The organism is Pantoea sp. CCBC3-3-1 (genome assembly GCF_007981265.1).
In the GTDB taxonomy this organism is placed as follows: Bacteria; Pseudomonadota; Gammaproteobacteria; order Enterobacterales; family Enterobacteriaceae; genus Erwinia.
The window spans coordinates 3,124,615-3,142,027 of the sequence record NZ_CP034363.1 but is presented as its reverse complement, the minus strand read 5'-3'; the positions used below and the strand labels follow the sequence as shown (position 1 = coordinate 3,142,027).

Annotated in this window: 13 protein-coding genes; 12 read left to right on the top strand and 1 reads right to left on the bottom strand. The window is 58.5% G+C overall.

Annotated features, from left to right (window positions below; all coding sequences use genetic code 11):
• Positions 1-158 precede the first annotated feature (158 nt).
• A complete protein-coding gene (locus tag EHV07_RS14840) occupies positions 159-1,226 on the bottom strand; it encodes a LacI family DNA-binding transcriptional regulator (protein ID WP_147198778.1) in 1,068 nt (355 codons plus the stop codon).
• Positions 1,227-1,438: 212 nt separating this feature from the next.
• Here EHV07_RS14840 and EHV07_RS14835 point away from each other — a divergent pair, with 212 nt between their 5' ends.
• The 12 genes from EHV07_RS14835 (at position 1,439) to EHV07_RS14780 (ending at position 17,335) form a co-directional block, all read left to right on the top strand.
• Positions 1,439-2,926: an EmmdR/YeeO family multidrug/toxin efflux MATE transporter gene (locus tag EHV07_RS14835; protein ID WP_147198777.1), complete on the top strand. Its 1,488-nt coding sequence runs from the start codon at positions 1,439-1,441 to the stop codon at positions 2,924-2,926.
• Between the two features lie 2 nt (positions 2,927-2,928).
• Positions 2,929-4,185, top strand: a complete 1,257-nt coding sequence (locus EHV07_RS14830; protein WP_147198776.1) for an MFS transporter — start codon at positions 2,929-2,931, stop codon at positions 4,183-4,185.
• 299 nt (positions 4,186-4,484) lie between these two features.
• Entirely contained in the window at positions 4,485-5,708 is a 1,224-nt protein-coding gene (gene fes / locus EHV07_RS14825) for an enterochelin esterase (protein WP_147198775.1), read from the top strand.
• 24 nt (positions 5,709-5,732) lie between these two features.
• Positions 5,733-5,966: an MbtH family NRPS accessory protein gene (locus EHV07_RS14820; RefSeq protein ID WP_147198774.1), complete on the top strand. Its 234-nt coding sequence runs from the start codon at positions 5,733-5,735 to the stop codon at positions 5,964-5,966.
• A 1-nt stretch (position 5,967) separates the two neighbouring features.
• Positions 5,968-9,891: an enterobactin synthase subunit F gene (locus tag EHV07_RS14815; protein ID WP_147198773.1), complete on the top strand. Its 3,924-nt coding sequence runs from the start codon at positions 5,968-5,970 to the stop codon at positions 9,889-9,891.
• Positions 9,891-11,150 carry an enterobactin transporter EntS gene (entS, locus tag EHV07_RS14810; protein WP_147198772.1) on the top strand — a complete coding sequence of 420 codons (1,260 nt, stop codon included), beginning with the start codon at positions 9,891-9,893 and terminating at the stop codon, positions 11,148-11,150. The genes EHV07_RS14815 and entS overlap by 1 nt, the downstream gene beginning before the upstream one ends.
• Positions 11,151-11,349: 199 nt before the next feature.
• On the top strand, positions 11,350-12,531 hold the full coding sequence (locus EHV07_RS14805; protein WP_147198771.1) for an isochorismate synthase: 1,182 nt from the start codon (positions 11,350-11,352) through the stop codon (positions 12,529-12,531).
• Between the two features lie 10 nt (positions 12,532-12,541).
• The gene (locus EHV07_RS14800) at positions 12,542-14,158 is read left to right on the top strand and encodes a (2,3-dihydroxybenzoyl)adenylate synthase (protein WP_147198770.1); all 1,617 of its coding nucleotides are present in this window, start codon (positions 12,542-12,544) and stop codon (positions 14,156-14,158) included.
• A 14-nt stretch (positions 14,159-14,172) separates the two neighbouring features.
• A complete protein-coding gene (locus EHV07_RS14795; protein WP_147198769.1) occupies positions 14,173-15,027 on the top strand; it encodes an isochorismatase in 855 nt (284 codons plus the stop codon).
• Positions 15,024-15,779, top strand: a complete 756-nt coding sequence (gene dhbA, locus EHV07_RS14790; RefSeq protein ID WP_147198768.1) for a 2,3-dihydro-2,3-dihydroxybenzoate dehydrogenase — start codon at positions 15,024-15,026, stop codon at positions 15,777-15,779. Before EHV07_RS14795 ends, dhbA begins: the two co-directional genes overlap by 4 nt.
• A gap of 1 nt (position 15,780) precedes the next feature.
• Positions 15,781-16,206 carry a hotdog fold thioesterase gene (locus EHV07_RS14785; protein ID WP_147200642.1) on the top strand — a complete coding sequence of 142 codons (426 nt, stop codon included), beginning with the start codon at positions 15,781-15,783 and terminating at the stop codon, positions 16,204-16,206.
• Between the two features lie 79 nt (positions 16,207-16,285).
• Complete coding sequence (locus EHV07_RS14780; protein ID WP_147198767.1) at positions 16,286-17,335, top strand: YncE family protein; 1,050 nt, start codon at positions 16,286-16,288, stop codon at positions 17,333-17,335.
• The last annotated feature ends 78 nt before the right edge of the window (positions 17,336-17,413 follow it).

The following is a 17,413-nucleotide window of genomic DNA, read 5'->3' as shown; positions in this document are numbered from 1 at the left end:
CAGGCACGAGGAACACGGGCCTTCCACAAAGACGCAAAAAACGGCATCCTTGCCCGCTCGACCTGGGCCGTCCATGGCCCAGGACGCTTTGTTCCAGGCCTGTGTACCTCATGCTTTGAGTTGCCAGCAGTCGGAGGGCGAACAACGATCGCCCCTGGTTATTTAAGCCCTTCCACTCGCTGCGCCAGACGGCGTAACTCGCCGGCAAGATCGCTGGCCCTGGCCTGAGGCTCTCTTCGCGGCGCTGTCGTCTCGCGAACCACCAGCCTGGTGGCGAACGGCTGCAACAGCGCTACTTCTTTCTGCTGCGTCAGCTTCTCTACCAGCCAGTCCACGCTTCGTTCTCCGAGTTGTGCAAAATCCTGGCGGACAGTCGTCAGCGGCGGCTGATACCAGGCGCTTTCAGCCGTATCGTCATAGCCAATAATAGAGATATCGTCAGGAATACGCAGGCCGGCCTGATGTAGCGCCCGCAACGCGCCCAGCGCCATCTGATCGTTCGCCACCAGTAATGCCTCCGGCAAACCCCGTTCAATTAAATTCGTCACAGCCTGAAAGCCCGACTGCGCGCTCCAGTCACCGTTCATTACCGAATGGGGGGCGAGCTGATGCGCCTGCAAGACCTTCAGCCAGCCCTGATGGCGGGCCTGCGCGGCGACAGACTCTTCTGGCCCATTCAGCAGGGCGATCTGGCGATGGCCCAGCGACAGCAGATGCTCAACGCCCTGGCGCGTTCCGGCCTGCGCGCTGAACTGGCAGAAGGCAACCGGGGCATCTTCAGGGACATCAAGAAACAGGCAGGGAAGGGCGGCCGTAGCCTCGATGCGACTGGCCGTGGCGCTCTCCAGCGGCAGATTAATCAGTAGCGCATCCACACGCTGTGCCATCAGCTCCTGCACCGCGCCCTCAGCCCCTTTGTCTCCGGCCATCGCCACCACCAAACGGTAGTTCAGGGCGCTGGCACGTTGCTGAATGGCAGAGGCAATCTGCGCGGGCGCTGATAATGCCAGATCGCTGGTGGCCAGCCCGAGCGTGCGTGAGCGTTTTCCCGCCAGCTGCTGGGCCAGACTGTTTGGCACATAGTTCAGCTCGGCCATCGCCGCTTCGATTTTAAGGCGGGTGCGCTCCGCCACGCTTGCTGAATGATTAATGACGCGCGAAACGGTCTGATAAGAGACGCCCGCGGCAGCAGCGACATCGGCCAGGGTATGAGTCCGGGGTTTCATGGTTTCTCCTGAGGGTAGCCGTTGCAGTGTAACAATAAACGCGAACCGAATGCGCAACCCTCTGCTGGCTAATAAAAATCTGAAAGCGCGCGGCAAAAAAATTAATTTTTGCCGCCGGAGCGCGACCAGCGGCAGAACCACACTTTTCGTCAATAAAAAGACTTTGCATAACGGCCGTGCTTTAACCATCATCAGGTAAGTCTATTTACCTCATTTTAGCTGGAATTATCTTGCAAAACTTCAGAGTCTCTCTGCTGCAGGCTGTTAAACGTTCCGCGTGGTATCCCAAAAGACGTTCTTACCGCGTGCTGTTCTGGCGCGAAATCACGCCGCTGGCGGTACCGATTTTTTTTGAGAACCTCTGCGTCCTGTTAATGGGCGTATTGAGCACCTTTCTGGTCAGCTGGCTGGGCAAGGAAGCGATGGCGGGCGTTGGGCTGGCCGACAGCTTCAATATGGTGATCATCTCCTTCTTTGCCGCCATCGACTTAGGCACCACGGTGGTGGTGGCGTTCAGCCTGGGTAAGCTAAACCGGGAACGCGCTCAGGCTGCGGCCCGACAGTCGCTGGTATTGATGACGATATTTGCCGTGCTGCTGGCAATTGGCATTGAGTTCTTCGGCGAACAGATTATTGATGTCATAGCCGGCAACGCCGAACCGACAGTGAAGGCGCTGGCTCTGAGCTATCTGAATATTACCGCCTGGAGCTATCCGGCAGCGGCGATTGCGCTGATTGGCTGCGGCGCTTTACGCGGCGCGGGCAATACGAAAATCCCGATGCTGATTAACGGCGGGATGAACATCCTGAACATCATTATCAGTACCGTACTGATTTATGGCTGCTTTTCCTGGAAAGGCATGGGGTTCGTCGGCGCCGGGCTTGGCCTGACCATTGCCCGCTATATTGGCGCGGCGGCGGTAATATACGTGCTGGCGATTGGCTTTAACCCGAAGCTAAAAATTACCCTCAAAAGCTATTTCAGCAAGCTCAATACCGGCATTTTAATGGAAGTGCTGGGCATTGGCGTGCCCGCCAGCATTGAATCCGTGCTGTTTAACGGCGGCAAACTGCTCACACAGGTTTTTGTCGCGGGTATGGGAACCGATGTGATTGCCGGTAACTTTATCGCCTTCTCGATAGTTTCTCTGATTAACCTGCCGGGTAACTCGCTCGGTTCCGCTTCTACCATCATCGTCGGCACGCGATTGGGTAAAGGGCAGCTGGGGCAGCCAGAGAGACAGCTGCGGCATATTTTCTGGCTCTCAAGCATTGGGCTTTGCGCGCTGGCGGCGCTGACCGTGCCGTTCGCCGGGCTGCTGGCGTCGTTTTATACTCGCGATGCAGAAGTTATTCACGTGGTCAAAGTGCTGGTCTGGCTGAACGCGGCGTTTATGCCGTTCTGGGCCGCTTCATGGGTGCTGCCTGCTGGGCTGAAAGGCGCGCGCGACGCAAGATTTACGATGTGGGTTTCGCTACTCGGAATGTGGGGATGCCGTATCGTTGCGGGTTATACGCTCGGCGTGCTGTTAGGATTTGGCGTGGTGGGGATCTGGCTGGGCATGTTTTTGGACTGGATTGTGCGTGGTATTTTCTTCTACCGCCGCATGGACAGCGGCCGCTGGCTGTGGAAATACGCCCCCAAAACTGAACAACCCGCGAGCAATCTGGCGTTATCAAAAAATAAGATCCGGGAATAGCTATGCACTCTTCTTCATCCAGGGATACGGAATCCCTGTTTCAGCACCGCTCTTTTGTGGCGTTCTGGCTGGCGCGCACCAGCTCCAGCTTTGGTTTTCAGATGTTGTCGATTGCGGTGGGCTGGCAAATTTACGCCATAACCGGCCGGGCGTTTGATCTGGGGCTGATTGGCCTGGCGCAGTTCCTCCCCGCCGTGCTGCTCGCGCTGCCCGCTGGACACGTCGCTGACCAGTTCGATCGTCGCCGTGTGGTGCTGTTCGGTCAGTTAACCGAATGGCTGGCGATTGTGGTGCTGGCAGCCCTGACGCTGATGCACAGAACCGACGAGTTGGTCATCCTCGGCCTGATCTTTATCCTCTCCATTGCCCGTACGCTGGAAGCGCCCGCGCTTCAGTCGATGCTGCCCGCGTTAGTCCCTCCACGCATGCTGGCGCGCGCCACGGCAGCTAACGCGGCGTCCATGCAGACTGCCTCAATGCTCGGCCCGGCGCTGGGCGGTTTCCTCTACGTGGCGGGGCCGGGTGCGGTTTATATCGTCACCGGACTGCTTTATCTGATCTCCGTGGTGATGGTCAGCCTGCTGCGCTATGAGCAGGCACCGCCGGCCCGCACGCCGGCAACGTTCGCCAGCGTCTTTGCCGGCGTACGGTTTATTCGCAACCGTCCCGATGTATTAGGCGTGATCTCTTTAGACCTTTTTGCCGTTTTGCTGGGCGGCGCAACGGCGCTGCTGCCGATTTTCGCCAAAGATATTCTGCACACCGGTCCCTGGGGCCTGGGGTTATTGCGTGGCGCACCGGCCGTGGGCGGATTGCTGGTTGGGTTCTGGCTCAGTCGCCGCTCGCTGGAGCGCAACGTGGGAATGATCATGTTTGCTTCCGTCGCCGGATTTGGCGTGGCAACGTTAATCTTTGCGCTGTCAAAAGAGCTGTGGCTGTCGATCCTGGCACTCTTTGCGCTGGGCGGTTTCGATATGGTCAGCATGGTAATCCGTGGATCGCTGGTACAGCTGGATACGCCAGATGAGATGCGTGGGCGCGTCAGTGCGGTAAACTCCATCTTCATCAACACCTCCAATCAGCTCGGTGAATTTGAATCCGGCATGCTGGCAGCATGGATGGGCGCGGCACCCGCAGCGGCGCTCGGTGGCATTGGCACGCTGATTGTGGTGGGCTTATGGATGGCGTGGTTCCCCAGCCTGCGACGTCGTCAGCGTCTGCATAACGAACCCGTTATCGAAGATATTAAAGCAGGGTAAATTCCTGCGGGCTTCAGGGCAGAGCAATTCTGTTTTGAAGCCTTTTTAACCACGCCTGCCGGTTTACTCTCTCCCAACGCCTTTGCTCCCCACAACCCGCCTGTTGATGAAAATGAGTGCCACTCATCTCTCACTGTTTATCCGGGAAAACACCGGAAAAATCTGACGCTGACCTGCCTGCCACAAAACGGTAAAAATGATAACTATTTCTGATTGCAAATGAAAACCATTATCAATAAACTGAGCGTCATGCAATTTCAGAATCACTGTTTTACCATTATTTACATAGGGTTATAGGTATGGCTGGCGATTGGGAAAAAGAGGGTGAGGCCTGGTGGCAGCAAAAAATAGAGCAGGGGCTGCCGTTCGTCGTCAGGGAAGGCAATATTTGCACCGTCACATTTTACTGGCGGGACCCGGCTGGTACTGAACGCACGTCGTCAATCCGTCATGTCTGGATCTATATCACTGGCGTTACCGATCATCACCAGCAGCGCGCGCCGCAGAGCTTGCAGCGTATTGCCGGCACCGATATCTGGCAATGGCAGGTTCGCCTCAACGCCAGCTGGCGCGGCAGCTATTGCCTGATCCCTTCCAGTGAGGAGCAGGACTTTACCGCCGCCGCGCTGCAAAACCCGCCTGACCGCCAGGCGCTGCGTGAAGGCTGGCGCAAGCTTCTGCCTCAGGCAATTGCCGATCCGCATAACGTGAATAGCAGCTGGCGAGGGGGGCGGGGCCATGCCGCTTCGGCACTGCATTTGCCGCTGGCACCGCTGCAAAACGGCTGGGACACGCAGGAAACGGTCGATTTTGACGCGCCTCGCTGCGTGCAATGGAACAGCCAGCGATTGGGTAATCAACGCCGCGTCTGGATTTTCACTACCGGCGAAGGCCAGCCCGAACAGCGTCCGTTAGCGATTTTGCTGGATGGTAAATTCTGGGCTGAACAGCAGCCGGTATGGCCTGCCTTGCAGCGTGAAACCAATAACGGTCATCTGCCGCCGGCGGTGTATTTACTGATCGACGCTATCAGTACGGAAAATCGCGGGCAGGAGCTGACCTGTAACCCGGATTTCTGGCTGGCGGTGCAGGAAGAGCTGCTGCCGCTGCTGACATCGCAGGTCGCCTGGCGCAATGAGGCGGCCACCACCGTCGTCGCCGGGCAGAGCTTCGGTGGACTTTCTTCATTATACGCGGGCCTGCACTGGCCTGAGCGCTTTGGCTGCGTACTGAGCCAGTCGGGATCCTTCTGGTGGCCTAACCGCCAGCAGGCCGATAAGGCAGGCTGGTTAATTCAACAAATTACCGATGGGCTGGGCGACGGCAGCCGATTACGTATCTGGCTGGAAGCGGGCCTGCGCGAGCCGCTGATCCTGCAAGCCAATCAGCGTCTTTATCCGCTGTTGCAAAAAGCCGGTCTGACTACCCGTTATCGTCTGTTTGACGGCGGGCATGATGCCCTGTGCTGGCGAGGCGGCCTGATCGACGGCCTGACCGAACTCTGGCAGCCCGTCAGGCGATAAAACCGGCATCGAGAGGAGCCTGATATGGAGTACAGCAATCCCTTTGATCATCCTGAGGGACTTTTTATCATCCTGCAAAACTCGCGTGAACAATACAGCCTCTGGCCCGCGCATTGCGCACTGCCGCCTGGCTGGCAGGTGATACGCGGGCCTGAAAGCCAGCAGGCCTGCCAGCACTGGCTGGAAACAAACTGGCGCAGTTTAACCCCGGCTGAAGTGAGTACCACGGCCTCTGAGAACCCATCCTGGGGTGAGTAGAATGAGCGAATTACTTGTGAAAAAAGCAGAAGTGAAAACCCGTATGCCGCTGGTGGCGGCGCAGCCAGGGATCTGGATGGCTGAACAGCTGTCGCCCGTGGCGAATGCGTGGAGCGTGGCTCACTATGTGGAACTTAACGGCGCGCTGGATGCGTCGCTGCTTTGCCGGGCGGTGGTCAGCGGAATGACGGAAGCCGATACGCTGCGGATGCGTTTTGATTTTGAAGACGGCGTGCCCATGCAGTGGGTTGATGCGGACTGTACCTTTGCCTCGCCCCAGCGCTACGATCTGCGCGCGGAGAGCGATCCCGCTGCTGCCGCGCTGGCGTTGATGCAGCAGGATCTGGCAGGCGATTTACGCATCAACAGCGGCAGCGCGCTTTATCATCACGCTATTTTCCGGCTGAGCGACACGCGCTGGTTCTGGTATCAGCGTTTTCACCACCTGGTTGTTGATGGCTTCAGTTTCACCGCGATTACCCGCCGCATCGCCGAAATTTATACCGCGCTCGTCGCTAATCGTCAGCCAGCTCCCACGCCCTTCGTGCCGTTTAGCGAAGTGGTGGAAGAGTACGACCGCTACTCTTCTTCGCCGACCTGGCAGCGTGACGCCGCTTTCTGGCAGGAGCAGGCGCGTGCGCTGCCCATGCCTGCCACGCTTTCGCCGCTGCCGCTAAGCGGTTCTGTCGCGACCACCAGGCTTGTCCGGCATAGCTTACAGTTTGACCGGGACGATTTCCGCAAACTGATGACCCAAAGCGAGCAGACCGAAGCGGATATGGCGCTGGCGCTGATCGCGCTCTGGCTGGGACGTCTTTGTGGGCGCACCGATTACAGCGCCGGTTTCATCTTTATGCGTCGCCTGGGATCGGCAGCCTTAAGCACCACCGGACCGGTGCTGAATGTGTTACCTGTTGGCGTCAGAATTGCTGCGGACGCCACGCTGCCGCAGCTGGCTTCAGCGCTGTCGAAGCAGCTGAAAAAGGTGCGTCGCCACCAGCGTTACGATGCCGAACAGATCCAGCGTGATATCGGGCAGCTCAGCGAGCCGCTGTTCGGCCCGGTGATCAATCTGAAAATGTTCGACTACCAGCTGAATTTTGCCGGAATCGAAGGGATCACTCATCAGCTGGCCTCGGGGCCGGTGCGGGATCTGGAAATCGCGCTCTATCTGGACGAAGAAGGCAATGTCTCGCTGGAGATGCTGGCGAATGCCGAACGCTATGATGCACAAACGCTGCAACAGCACCTGAACCGCCTGCCGCTGCTGTTACGTCAGTTTGCCGCCGATGCCGGGCTGAAGTGTGCCGAAGCACAGCTGCTGCATCCGCATGAAAACCGGCTGCTGCAACAGGTTAACGCGACGGCGATGCCGGTCCCGCAAACCACGCTCAGTAGTCTGATCCGCCAGCAGGCACAGCGCACGCCGCATGCTGCCGCGCTGGCGGATGAGCATCATCAGTTCAGCTACCAGCAGATGCGTCAGCAGGTGACTGCGCTGGCCGCAGAGTTAACCGCGAGAGGCGTGCAGCCGGGTGATATTGTTGCCGTAGCCTTACCGCGCTCGGTATTTCTGTCGCTGGCGTTGCAGGCCATCGTGGAGCTGGGCGCAGCCTGGCTGCCGCTGGATACGGGCTATCCCGATGACCGTCTGACCATGATGCTGGAAGATGCCAGCCCACGCTTATTGATCACCACCGAATCGCAGCTGGGCCGCTTCAGTCATCTTAATGACCTGCCACGTTTCTGCTATTACCAAACGCTGCCGGTGACATCCGCCCCTCTGGAAGATCGTTCCCGACCGCAGCATACGGCCTATGTGATTTACACTTCCGGCTCAACCGGCAGGCCGAAAGGGGTGATGGTTGGACAGCAAGCGATCGTCAACCGACTGTTATGGATGCAGGATCATTACCCCCTGACTGAACGCGATGTTGTGCTGCAAAAAACACCCTGTAGCTTTGACGTGTCGGTGTGGGAATTCTTCTGGCCGCTGCTGGTTGGCGCAAAACTGGTGATGGCTCCGCCAGAAGCGCACCGCGACCCTGAAGCGCTCCAGCAGCTGTTCAGCCGTTATCGCGTCACCACCACGCACTTTGTACCTTCCATGCTGGCGGCATTTGTCGCCGCGCTAAGTGACGACGATGCGGTGGCGCAGTGCGCCTCGTTACGCAGAGTTTTCTGTAGCGGTGAAGCGCTGCCGGCCGGGCTGTGCCGCCAGTGGGAGAACAAAACCGCGGTGCCTTTACATAACCTCTACGGCCCCACTGAAGCTGCCGTGGATGTCAGCTGGTATCCCGCTTATGGCGACGCGCTGCGCAAAGTGACCGGCACCAGCGTGCCGATTGGTTATCCGGTCTGGAATACCGGGCTGCGCATTCTGGACAGTAATATGCAGCCCGTGCCGCCGGGCATTGCCGGAGACCTTTATCTGACCGGCGTGCAGCTTGCGCAAGGGTATCTGGCGCGAGCCGATCTGACCGCCAGCCGCTTTATCGCCGATCCTCAGTGTGCGGGCGAACGCATGTACCGCACCGGCGACGTTGCCCGTTGGTTGGACGACGGTGCGGTAGAATACCTTGGGCGCAGCGACGATCAGCTGAAGATCCGCGGCCAGCGTATTGAGCTGGGTGAAATCGATCGGGTAATGAGCTCGCTGGATGGCGTGGAGCAGGCGGTCACGCACGCCTGTGTGCTGGGCAAAAGCAGCGGCGACGGCGATCAGCGACAGCTGGTAGGCTATGTCATGTCGAAAGGGGAAACGCTGAATACCGCTGCGCTGCGCGAAACGCTTGGCGGGCTGCTTCCTGCACATATGGTGCCGGCGATCGTGATGCAGATTGACGCTTTCCCACTCAGTGCCAACGGCAAGCTGGATCGCAAGGCGCTACCGTTGCCACAGCTTGCTTCAGCTGCCGCCGGACGTGCGCCAGAGCCAGGCATCGAAACCACCGTGGCCGAAGCCTTTGCCCGCCTGCTGGCGTGTGAAATCAATTCGATAAACGATGATTTCTTTGCGCTTGGCGGCCATTCTCTGCTGGCGATGCGCCTGGCGGTCGATCTCCGTCGCCGTCTCGACAGGCCTGTCACCGTCGGGCAGGTGATGGTGGCTTCCACCGTGGGTGCGCTGGCGGAACAGCTAAGCCGCAATCAGAGTGAAGAAGAGGTGAACCGCGCCGGTATGGATACGCTGTTGCCGTTGCGCACGGGGGCCGGGCCCACGCTGTTCTGCTTCCATCCCGCCTCCGGTTTTGCCTGGCAGTTCAGCATATTACAGCGCTATCTGGACGCTCGCTGGTCGTTGATGGGCATTCAGTCACCGCGTCCTTCAGGCCCGATGCAGCAGGCGAACGACCTGGATGATATGTGCGAACGCCACCTTGCCACGCTGCGCGAGCAGCAGCCGCATGGCCCTTACTATCTGATGGGCTACTCCCTGGGCGGCACGCTGGCGCATGCGATTGCCGCGCGTTTGCAGGCCGCAGGCGAAAAAGTGGCTTTCCTTGGACTGCTGGATACCTGGCCGCCGGAAACGCAAAACTGGTCGCAGGAAAATGAACTTGATGAGGAGGTGCTGGAGGAGATCAACCGTGAACGCGAGGCGTTTATGGCCGCACAGCAGGGGCTGAGAGCGTCACTGGAGGCCGATCGCAGCGGCGATTTGTTCAGCACTATCGAAGGCAACTATGCTGATGCGGTCAGGCTGCTGTCGACGGCGAAAAGCCGCCGCTTTAACGGTGAAGCCACGCTGTTTGTGGCACAACAAACGCTGAAGCCGGGGCTGGATCCCCAGCAGGCCTGGGCGCCCTGGATCGGCAATCTACAGACATGGACCGTCGACTGCGCGCATGTGGACATCATTACCGCCGAGGCATTTACCCATATTGGTCCGCGCCTTAACGAACTGCTTAACAAGAAAATTTAATGAAACAACAATCTTTTATGCTCAGTCTCAGCTTGCTGAAGACACATCCGGCATTTCGGGCGGTTTTTATCGCCCGGTTTATCTCCATTTTATCTCTGGGCTTGTTGGGCGTTGCCGTACCGGTACAGATTCAGTTTATGACCGGTTCATCTTTACAAGTGAGTCTCGCGGTGACGCTGACCGGGATAGCGCTGTTTACCGGTCTGATGATGGGCGGCGTGCTGGCCGACCGTTATGAGCGCCGCAGGCTGATCCTGTTTGCCCGTTCAACCTGCGGCCTCGGCTTTATTGGTCTGTGCATCAATGCTGCGCTGCCGCATCCTTCGCTGTCGGCAATTTATCTGCTCGGGGTGTGGGATGGGTTCTTCGGCGCGATAGGCGTTACCGCGCTGCTCTCTGCCACGCCAGCGCTGGTGGGGCGCGAAAACCTGATGCAGGCGGGCGCGATAACGATGCTGACGGTGAGGCTGGGCGCGGTCATTTCACCGATGCTGGGCGGTGTGCTGCTGGCTTCCGGCGGGGTGGTCTGGAATTTTGGCCTGGCCGCAGCAGGGACGTTTATTACGCTCATTCCGTTACTGCGTCTGCCGTCACTTCCGCCACCTCCCCAGGCGAAGGCCAGGCCGTTCGCCGCACTGACAGAAGGATTCAAATTTCTGCTCAGCCACCGGTTAATTGGCGGCGTAGCGCTGACTGGCGCGCTGGTCACGATGGCAACGGCAATCCGCGTGCTCTATCCGGCACTGGCGATCCGCTGGGAGATGAGCGCACAGCAAATTGGCCTGCTTTACGCCGCCGTACCGCTCGGCGCGACGGCCGGTGCGTTGACCAGCGGCAACCTGGCCAGCCATTCCCGTCCGGGCCTGGTGATGTTGTTAACTGCGGTGGGATCGCTGCTCGCGGTTGGGCTGGCAGGCTTGATGCCTCACTGGGCGGCAGGGGCGCTTTGCCTTGCGTTGTTTGGCTACCTGAGCGCGCTGAGTGCGCTATTGCAATACACGCTGATCCAGACGTTGACCCCGGACAACATGCTGGGACGAGTGAACGGCCTGTGGACCGCGCAGAATGTGATGGGCGATTCGCTGGGCGCATTAATGCTGGGCACAATGACCGCCGTGATGATGCCTGCCACTGCGGCCAGCGGCGGCGGCCTGGGATTAGCCTTAATTACGCTGGGCCTGGCTGTTTCGCTTCGCTCGCTCCGGCATTACCGTAAGCCGGACGCGGTGCAACAGGCAGAACCCGTTATCGGAAAATAGCCAGCGCTGACCGGCTGCTGAAATTTCCCGTCTGCAACATAAACGTGCGGTTAATGCGCGGCGTTGCGGCGTGGATACAGAAGCGCTTTTAAACATTTTGTCATGTCTTGACATTACAAAAAATTTACTTAAAGTTACGACCTGATAATGAAAATGATAATCATTATTATCCCTTTTATCATTATGGCTGGAGATCGTTATGGAGACGCTTAGCGCTGATGAACGCAAGACCTCATCAGTACCTCTCTCTCAGGAGAGCTTTTTCTTCGCATCGCCGTGGAAAAGCCTGATTACCCATGGCCGCTTTGCCACGCTGGCGTGTCCGGCCGCAGACGGCGGTGATATCAACGGGAATTTTCAGCAGCAGGTGCGCCGCGCTTTTGCCGCGGCAAAAGAGAAGGGCATTCAGCGCCCGGTACTGGTAGGCGCGATTCCGTTCGATACGCGTAAACCTTCCGCGCTGTTTATTCCTGAGCGTTGCGAACAGTTTTCCCGCCAGCAACGCTTGCAGGCAGCCGGGCAGGCCCCGATCGGCATCGATCCGGTCATTAGCTCCCGGCAGGCCATCCCGGAAAAAGAACAGTTTATGGCGATGGTGGCGCGTGCGGCCGAAGCGACCTCGCAGCCCGATCTCGATAAAGTGGTGCTGTCACGCCTGATTGACATCACTACCGAAGAGCCCGTGGATGCGCCAGCGCTGATGGATCGGCTGATCGCCATGAATCCAACCAGCTACCACTTCCACGTGCCGCTGGCGGATGGCAGTACGCTACTGGGCGCAAGCCCGGAGCTGCTGCTGCGTAAGTCTGGCGACACCTTCTCCTCGCTGCCGCTGGCCGGTTCGGCCCGTCGCGATCGCAGTAATGCCGGTCTGGATCAGGCTATCGGCGAGCGGCTGATGTATTCCCAGAAAGATCGCTATGAGCATCGTCTGGTGACCAGCGCCATGCACGATGTACTCAAGCCTCGCAGCAAATATCTGGCCGTACCGGATAAGCCGGAGCTGATCACCACCTCAACCCTGTGGCACCTGGCTACGCCGATTGAAGGCAAGGTGAGCAACGAGCGCGAAACGGCGCTGTCGCTGGCATGCCTGCTGCATCCAACGCCTGCGTTAAGCGGCTTCCCGAACGCGCTGTCAAGGCAGTGGATCGAGGAACTGGAACCTTTCGATCGCGAGCTGTTTGGCGGCATGGTCGGCTGGTGCGATGAAGAAGGCAACGGCGAATGGGTAGTCACTATTCGCTGCGGCACGCTTGCCGGAAAACGTATTCGCCTGTTTGCGGGGGCCGGCATCGTTCCGGCTTCTTCGCCAGAATCAGAATGGCAGGAAACCGGCGTTAAACTCAGCACCATGCTGCAAGCTTTTGGGCTGAAATAAGGACATTGACATGACAATTTCATATTCACGCTGGCCGGCCGATCTGGCCGCCCGCTATCGCGAAAAAGGTTACTGGATCGATCTGCCGCTGACGGACATCCTCAGCCGCCACGTAGTTAGCGAACAGATCGCGCTGATCGATGGCGATCGTCAGTTCAGCTATCAGCAGCTGGAAGCAGACGCTACCCGCCTGGCCGCCGCCTTGCAGCGCCGTGGCCTGCGCTGCGGCGATACCGCCCTGGTGCAGCTGGGCAACGTGGCTGAATTCTATATCACGCTGTTTGCCTTATTAAAAATCGGCGTGGCGCCGGTTAACGCGCTGTTCAGCCATCAGCGCCAGGAACTGGACGCCTACGCCAGCCAGATCGAACCCGCGCTGCTGATTGCCGATCGCCAGCACGCGCTGTTTGCTGGCGACGACTATTTACAGCAGATGCGTCAGAACTGCCCGTCCCTGCGTGAAGTGGTATTGAATAACGCCCGCGAAGGCGACGTTTCGTTGCAGGAGCTGATTGCGGAACCGGAAGATAATTTTATCGCCGTGCCTTCGGCCAGCGAAGAAGTGGCCTTCTTCCAGCTTTCCGGCGGCAGCACCGGGACGCCTAAGCTGATCCCGCGCACCCACAACGACTATTACTACAGCATTCGCCGTAGCGTGGAAGTGTGTGGTTTCGACCGTCAGACCCGCTACCTTTGCGCGCTGCCTGCTGCACATAACTATCCGCTCAGCTCGCCTGGCGCTTTCGGCGTCTTCTATGCTGGCGGCTGCGTAGTGCTGGCGAGCGATCCGAGCGCCAATCTCTGCTTCCCGCTGATCGAAAAACACCAGATAACGGCGACGGCGCTGGTGCCGCCGGCGGTTAGCCTGTGGCTACAGGCGATTGCCGAATGGGGCAGCAACCGCGCGCTGAGTTCTCTGCAATTACTTCAGGTTGGCGGCGCACGGTTAAGCGAAGCGCTGGCGGCACGTATTCCGGCGGAAATCGGCTGCCAGTTGCAGCAGGTGTTTGGCATGGCGGAAGGGCTGGTGAACTATACCCAGCTGGACGATGACGAATGGCACATGTTTTCCACCCAGGGCAAGCCAATGAGCCCGGACGATGAAGTCTGGGTAGCCGATGAGCAGGGTAATCCGCTGCCGCGTGGCGAAACCGGCCGTCTGATGACGCGGGGGCCGTACACCTTCCGGGGCTACTATCGCAGCCCGGAACACAATGCAAAATCCTTTGATGCCAACGGCTTCTACTGCTCGGGCGACCTGATTTCCATCACCGAAGATGGCTATATCTGCGTGCAGGGCCGTGAAAAAGATCAGATCAACCGTGGCGGCGAAAAAATCGCAGCGGAGGAGATTGAAAACCTGCTGCTGCGCCATGAAGCGATTTTACATGTGGCGCTGGTCTCGATGGAAGACAGCCTGCTGGGTGAGAAAAGCTGTGCCTTTGTGGTGGGCAAACGTCCGGTGCGGGCCGTAGAGATCCGTCGCTACCTGCGCGAGCTTGGCGTGGCGGACTACAAACTGCCGGATCGCATTGAAACCGTTGAAAAGCTGCCGCTAACGCCGGTTGGCAAAGTCGATAAAAAATTACTGCGTGAGCAGCTGGCCGCGCGTCAGCTGACTCATTGATGACTGGAGAAATTATGTCTATTCCTGCACTGAAAGCCTATGCACTGCCTGCCGCCGCCGATTTACCGGAAAACAAAGTGAGCTGGACGTTTGAACCGTCACGCGGCGCGCTGCTGATCCACGATATGCAGAACTACTTCATTAATTTCTGGGGTGAAGATTGCCCGATGATCAAGCAGGTCATCAGCAACATTGCGGCGCTGCGTGAATACTGCAAGCAGAACGGCATTCCGGTTTATTACACCGCGCAGCCGAACCACCAGAGCGATAAAGATCGCGCGCTGTTGAACGACATGTGGGGGCCGGGCCTTAACAAGCATCCTGAGCAGCAGAAAGTGGTTGCTGAACTGGCACCGGATGAGCACGATGAAGTGCTGGTGAAATGGCGTTACAGCGCCTTCCACCGTTCTCCGCTGGAGCAGCACCTGAAAGAAACCGGTCGCGATCAGCTGATCATCTGTGGCGTTTATGCTCACATTGGCTGTCTGACCACGGCAATTGACGCGTTTATGCGTGACGTGCAGCCGTTTATGGTGGCGGACGCGCTGGCTGACTTCAGCCGTGAGGAGCATCTGATGGCGCTGAAATATACCGCAGGTCGCGCCGGTAAAGTGGTCACTACCGACGAGCTGCTGCCGGTGCCTCAGAGCCTGGCACATCTGCGCGCGCTGGTTCAGCCCATGCTGGACGAGGACGAAACGCCTGAAGATGACGAGAACCTGATCGATTACGGTCTGGATTCAGTCCGCATGATGGCGCTGGCGGCACGCTGGCGCAAAGTCTACAGCGATATCGATTTTGTCATGTTAGCCAAAAACCCCACGCTGGCGGCATGGTGGACGTTGCTTTCGCGGGAGCGTCAGGCATGAGTTTGAGCCAGGACTTCAGCGGCAAAATCGTTTGGGTAACCGGTGCCGGTAAAGGCATTGGTTATGCCACCGCGCTGGCGTTTCACGAGGCCGGCGCGAAGGTAACGGGGCTGGATCTTGCGTTTCAGCATGAATATCCTTTCCGCACGCAACAGCTGGACGTAGCCGATGCCGCACAGGTGCAAGCCGTGTGCCAGCAGCTGTTGCAGGAGACGCCACGGCTGGACGTGCTGGTCAATGGTGCCGGGATCCTGCGGATGGGGCCAACTGACCAGCTGGCGCTCGCCGACTGGCAGGCGGTGATGAATATCAACGTCGGCGGCGCATTTAATCTGTTTCAGCAAACCATGCCGGTTTTCCGCGAGCAGCGCAGCGGAGCAATAGTCACTATCGGCTCCGATGCGGCACACTGTCCGCGGATCGGGATGTCAGCTTACGGCGCATCAAAAGCGGCACTGCGCAGCCTGAACCAGACGGTTGGGCTTGAGCTGGCGCAGTATGGCGTGCGCTGTAACATGGTGTCGCCAGGCTCGACCGATACCGACATGCAGCGCACGCTGTGGACCAGTCCGGACGCGGAGCAGCAGCGCATTCGCGGTTTTGCCGAGCAGTTCAAGCTGGGTATCCCGTTGGGAAAAATCGCCCGGCCACAGGAAATCGCCAACACTATCCTGTTCCTGGCATCCGATCTGGCCAGCCATATTACGCTTCAGGACATCGTCGTGGACGGTGGCACAACGCTGGGTGCTTAACATGCAGGATGACACTATCTGGAAACGCCAGCTCACGCTTGATGAGCTGAACGCCATGGTCGGCGAGTCGATGATTAGCCATCTTGGCATGCGGTTTAGCCATATTGGCGATCGCAGTCTGGAAGCGACCATGCCGGTTGATGAACGCACGCGGCAGCCGTTTGGCCTGCTGCATGGCGGCGCCTCGGCGGCGCTGGCAGAAACGTTAGGATCGATGGCGGGTTATCTGGCCAGTCGGGAAGGGCAATGCGTGGTTGGCACCGAGATCAGCGCCAGCCATCACCGGGCAGTGACCAGCGGCCTGGTCAAAGGCGTTTGCCAGCCGCTGCATCTTGGAAAGAACCAGCAGGTTTGGGAAATCGCCATTTACGATGCGCGGGAGCGACGCTGCTGCACTGCCCGATTGAGTACGGCACTGCTGGGATAGAAAAATACCGGCGCGCGGTGCCCGATAAAGCCAGCGCGTCTTTTTAGCCATACCTTTAATTCAGTTACATGGAGAGAGAATGAATTTAGTTAGCCGTGGAAAAGGCATTTCCCTTCTGGCTTTGGCCTTGTTTGCCGCTGCGTTACCTGCTCACAGTGAAACAGCCGCGCCGCTGCGTGCAGCTGTCGCGAAGGGCGTTTACGAACTGGCCTTTAGCCCGTCGCAAAAAGCGCTGTATGTGGCAACTTCGCAAAGCCGTCAGAGCGATAAGGGCGGCGTGGTTTATCGTCTTGATCCGCAGACCCTGGCGATAACACAGGCGATCCATAACGATCTGAAGCCTTTCGGCACCGCGATCAACAATAAAACCGACACGCTCTTTGTGGGCAATACCCTCAACAGTGCGGTGACGGCCATTGATGTGAAAAGTGGCGATGTAAAAGGACGCGTGGTGCTGGATAAACGTCAGCGCAGCGAGAATGTGCGTCCGCTGGCACCGCGTGAGCTGGCCGTGGATGAAAATACCAATACGCTCTACGTCATTGGCGTAGGTGAGGACAGCCAGATTTGGGCCGTGGATGGCGACACCCTGGCAGTGCGCCACACCTTCACCGATATCGGTAAACGTGCGACCGCGCTGGCGGTGGATGCGGCCGCGCATCGCCTCTACACCGTTAGCGGCAACAACGAGCTGCTGACTTTCGATACCGCCAGCAACACGCTGCTGTCGCGCACGAAACTGGCTGAAGAAGGAGAACACTTCTTCCTGAATATCAGCCTGGATGCGGCCACGCATCGTGCGTTTATTACCGACTCCAAACAGCCGCAGCTGCTGGTGGTGGATACCCAGACCGGCAAAGTGCTGCAAAAAGTCGAGGTGCCAAAATCGCTGGCTGTGCTGTTTAATCCGCAGCGCAATGAAGTTTACGTTACCCATCGCGAAGCGGGAGAGGTTAGCGTAATCGATGCGAAAACTTGGAAAGTGCTGAGAACCATTAAGGCACCGACTCATCCAAACAGCCTGGCGCTTTCGCCGGATGGCCAGACGCTTTATATCAGCGTCAAGCAGGCCTCCAGCCGTAAGCAGGAAGCGACTTCACCCGACGACGTGCTGCGCGTCGCCCTGTAATCCTGTCCCGGAAGCCTGCGGGCTTTCGGGGTATTTTAAACAGGATCTCCTGATCCACCTCCTGTTTTCAGCCTGCCC

Coding starts and splice junctions, on each gene's coding strand:
- EHV07_RS14840 (WP_147198778.1), bottom strand. CDS start 1,226: ATGAAACCCCGGACTCATACCCTGGCCGATGTCGCTGCTGCCGCGGGC.
- EHV07_RS14830 (WP_147198776.1), top strand. CDS start 2,929: ATGCACTCTTCTTCATCCAGGGATACGGAATCCCTGTTTCAGCACCGC.
- fes (WP_147198775.1), top strand. CDS start 4,485: ATGGCTGGCGATTGGGAAAAAGAGGGTGAGGCCTGGTGGCAGCAAAAA.
- EHV07_RS14820 (WP_147198774.1), top strand. CDS start 5,733: ATGGAGTACAGCAATCCCTTTGATCATCCTGAGGGACTTTTTATCATC.
- EHV07_RS14815 (WP_147198773.1), top strand. CDS start 5,968: ATGAGCGAATTACTTGTGAAAAAAGCAGAAGTGAAAACCCGTATGCCG.
- entS (WP_147198772.1), top strand. CDS start 9,891: ATGAAACAACAATCTTTTATGCTCAGTCTCAGCTTGCTGAAGACACAT.
- EHV07_RS14805 (WP_147198771.1), top strand. CDS start 11,350: ATGGAGACGCTTAGCGCTGATGAACGCAAGACCTCATCAGTACCTCTC.
- EHV07_RS14800 (WP_147198770.1), top strand. CDS start 12,542: ATGACAATTTCATATTCACGCTGGCCGGCCGATCTGGCCGCCCGCTAT.
- EHV07_RS14795 (WP_147198769.1), top strand. CDS start 14,173: ATGTCTATTCCTGCACTGAAAGCCTATGCACTGCCTGCCGCCGCCGAT.
- dhbA (WP_147198768.1), top strand. CDS start 15,024: ATGAGTTTGAGCCAGGACTTCAGCGGCAAAATCGTTTGGGTAACCGGT.
- EHV07_RS14785 (WP_147200642.1), top strand. CDS start 15,781: ATGCAGGATGACACTATCTGGAAACGCCAGCTCACGCTTGATGAGCTG.
- EHV07_RS14780 (WP_147198767.1), top strand. CDS start 16,286: ATGAATTTAGTTAGCCGTGGAAAAGGCATTTCCCTTCTGGCTTTGGCC.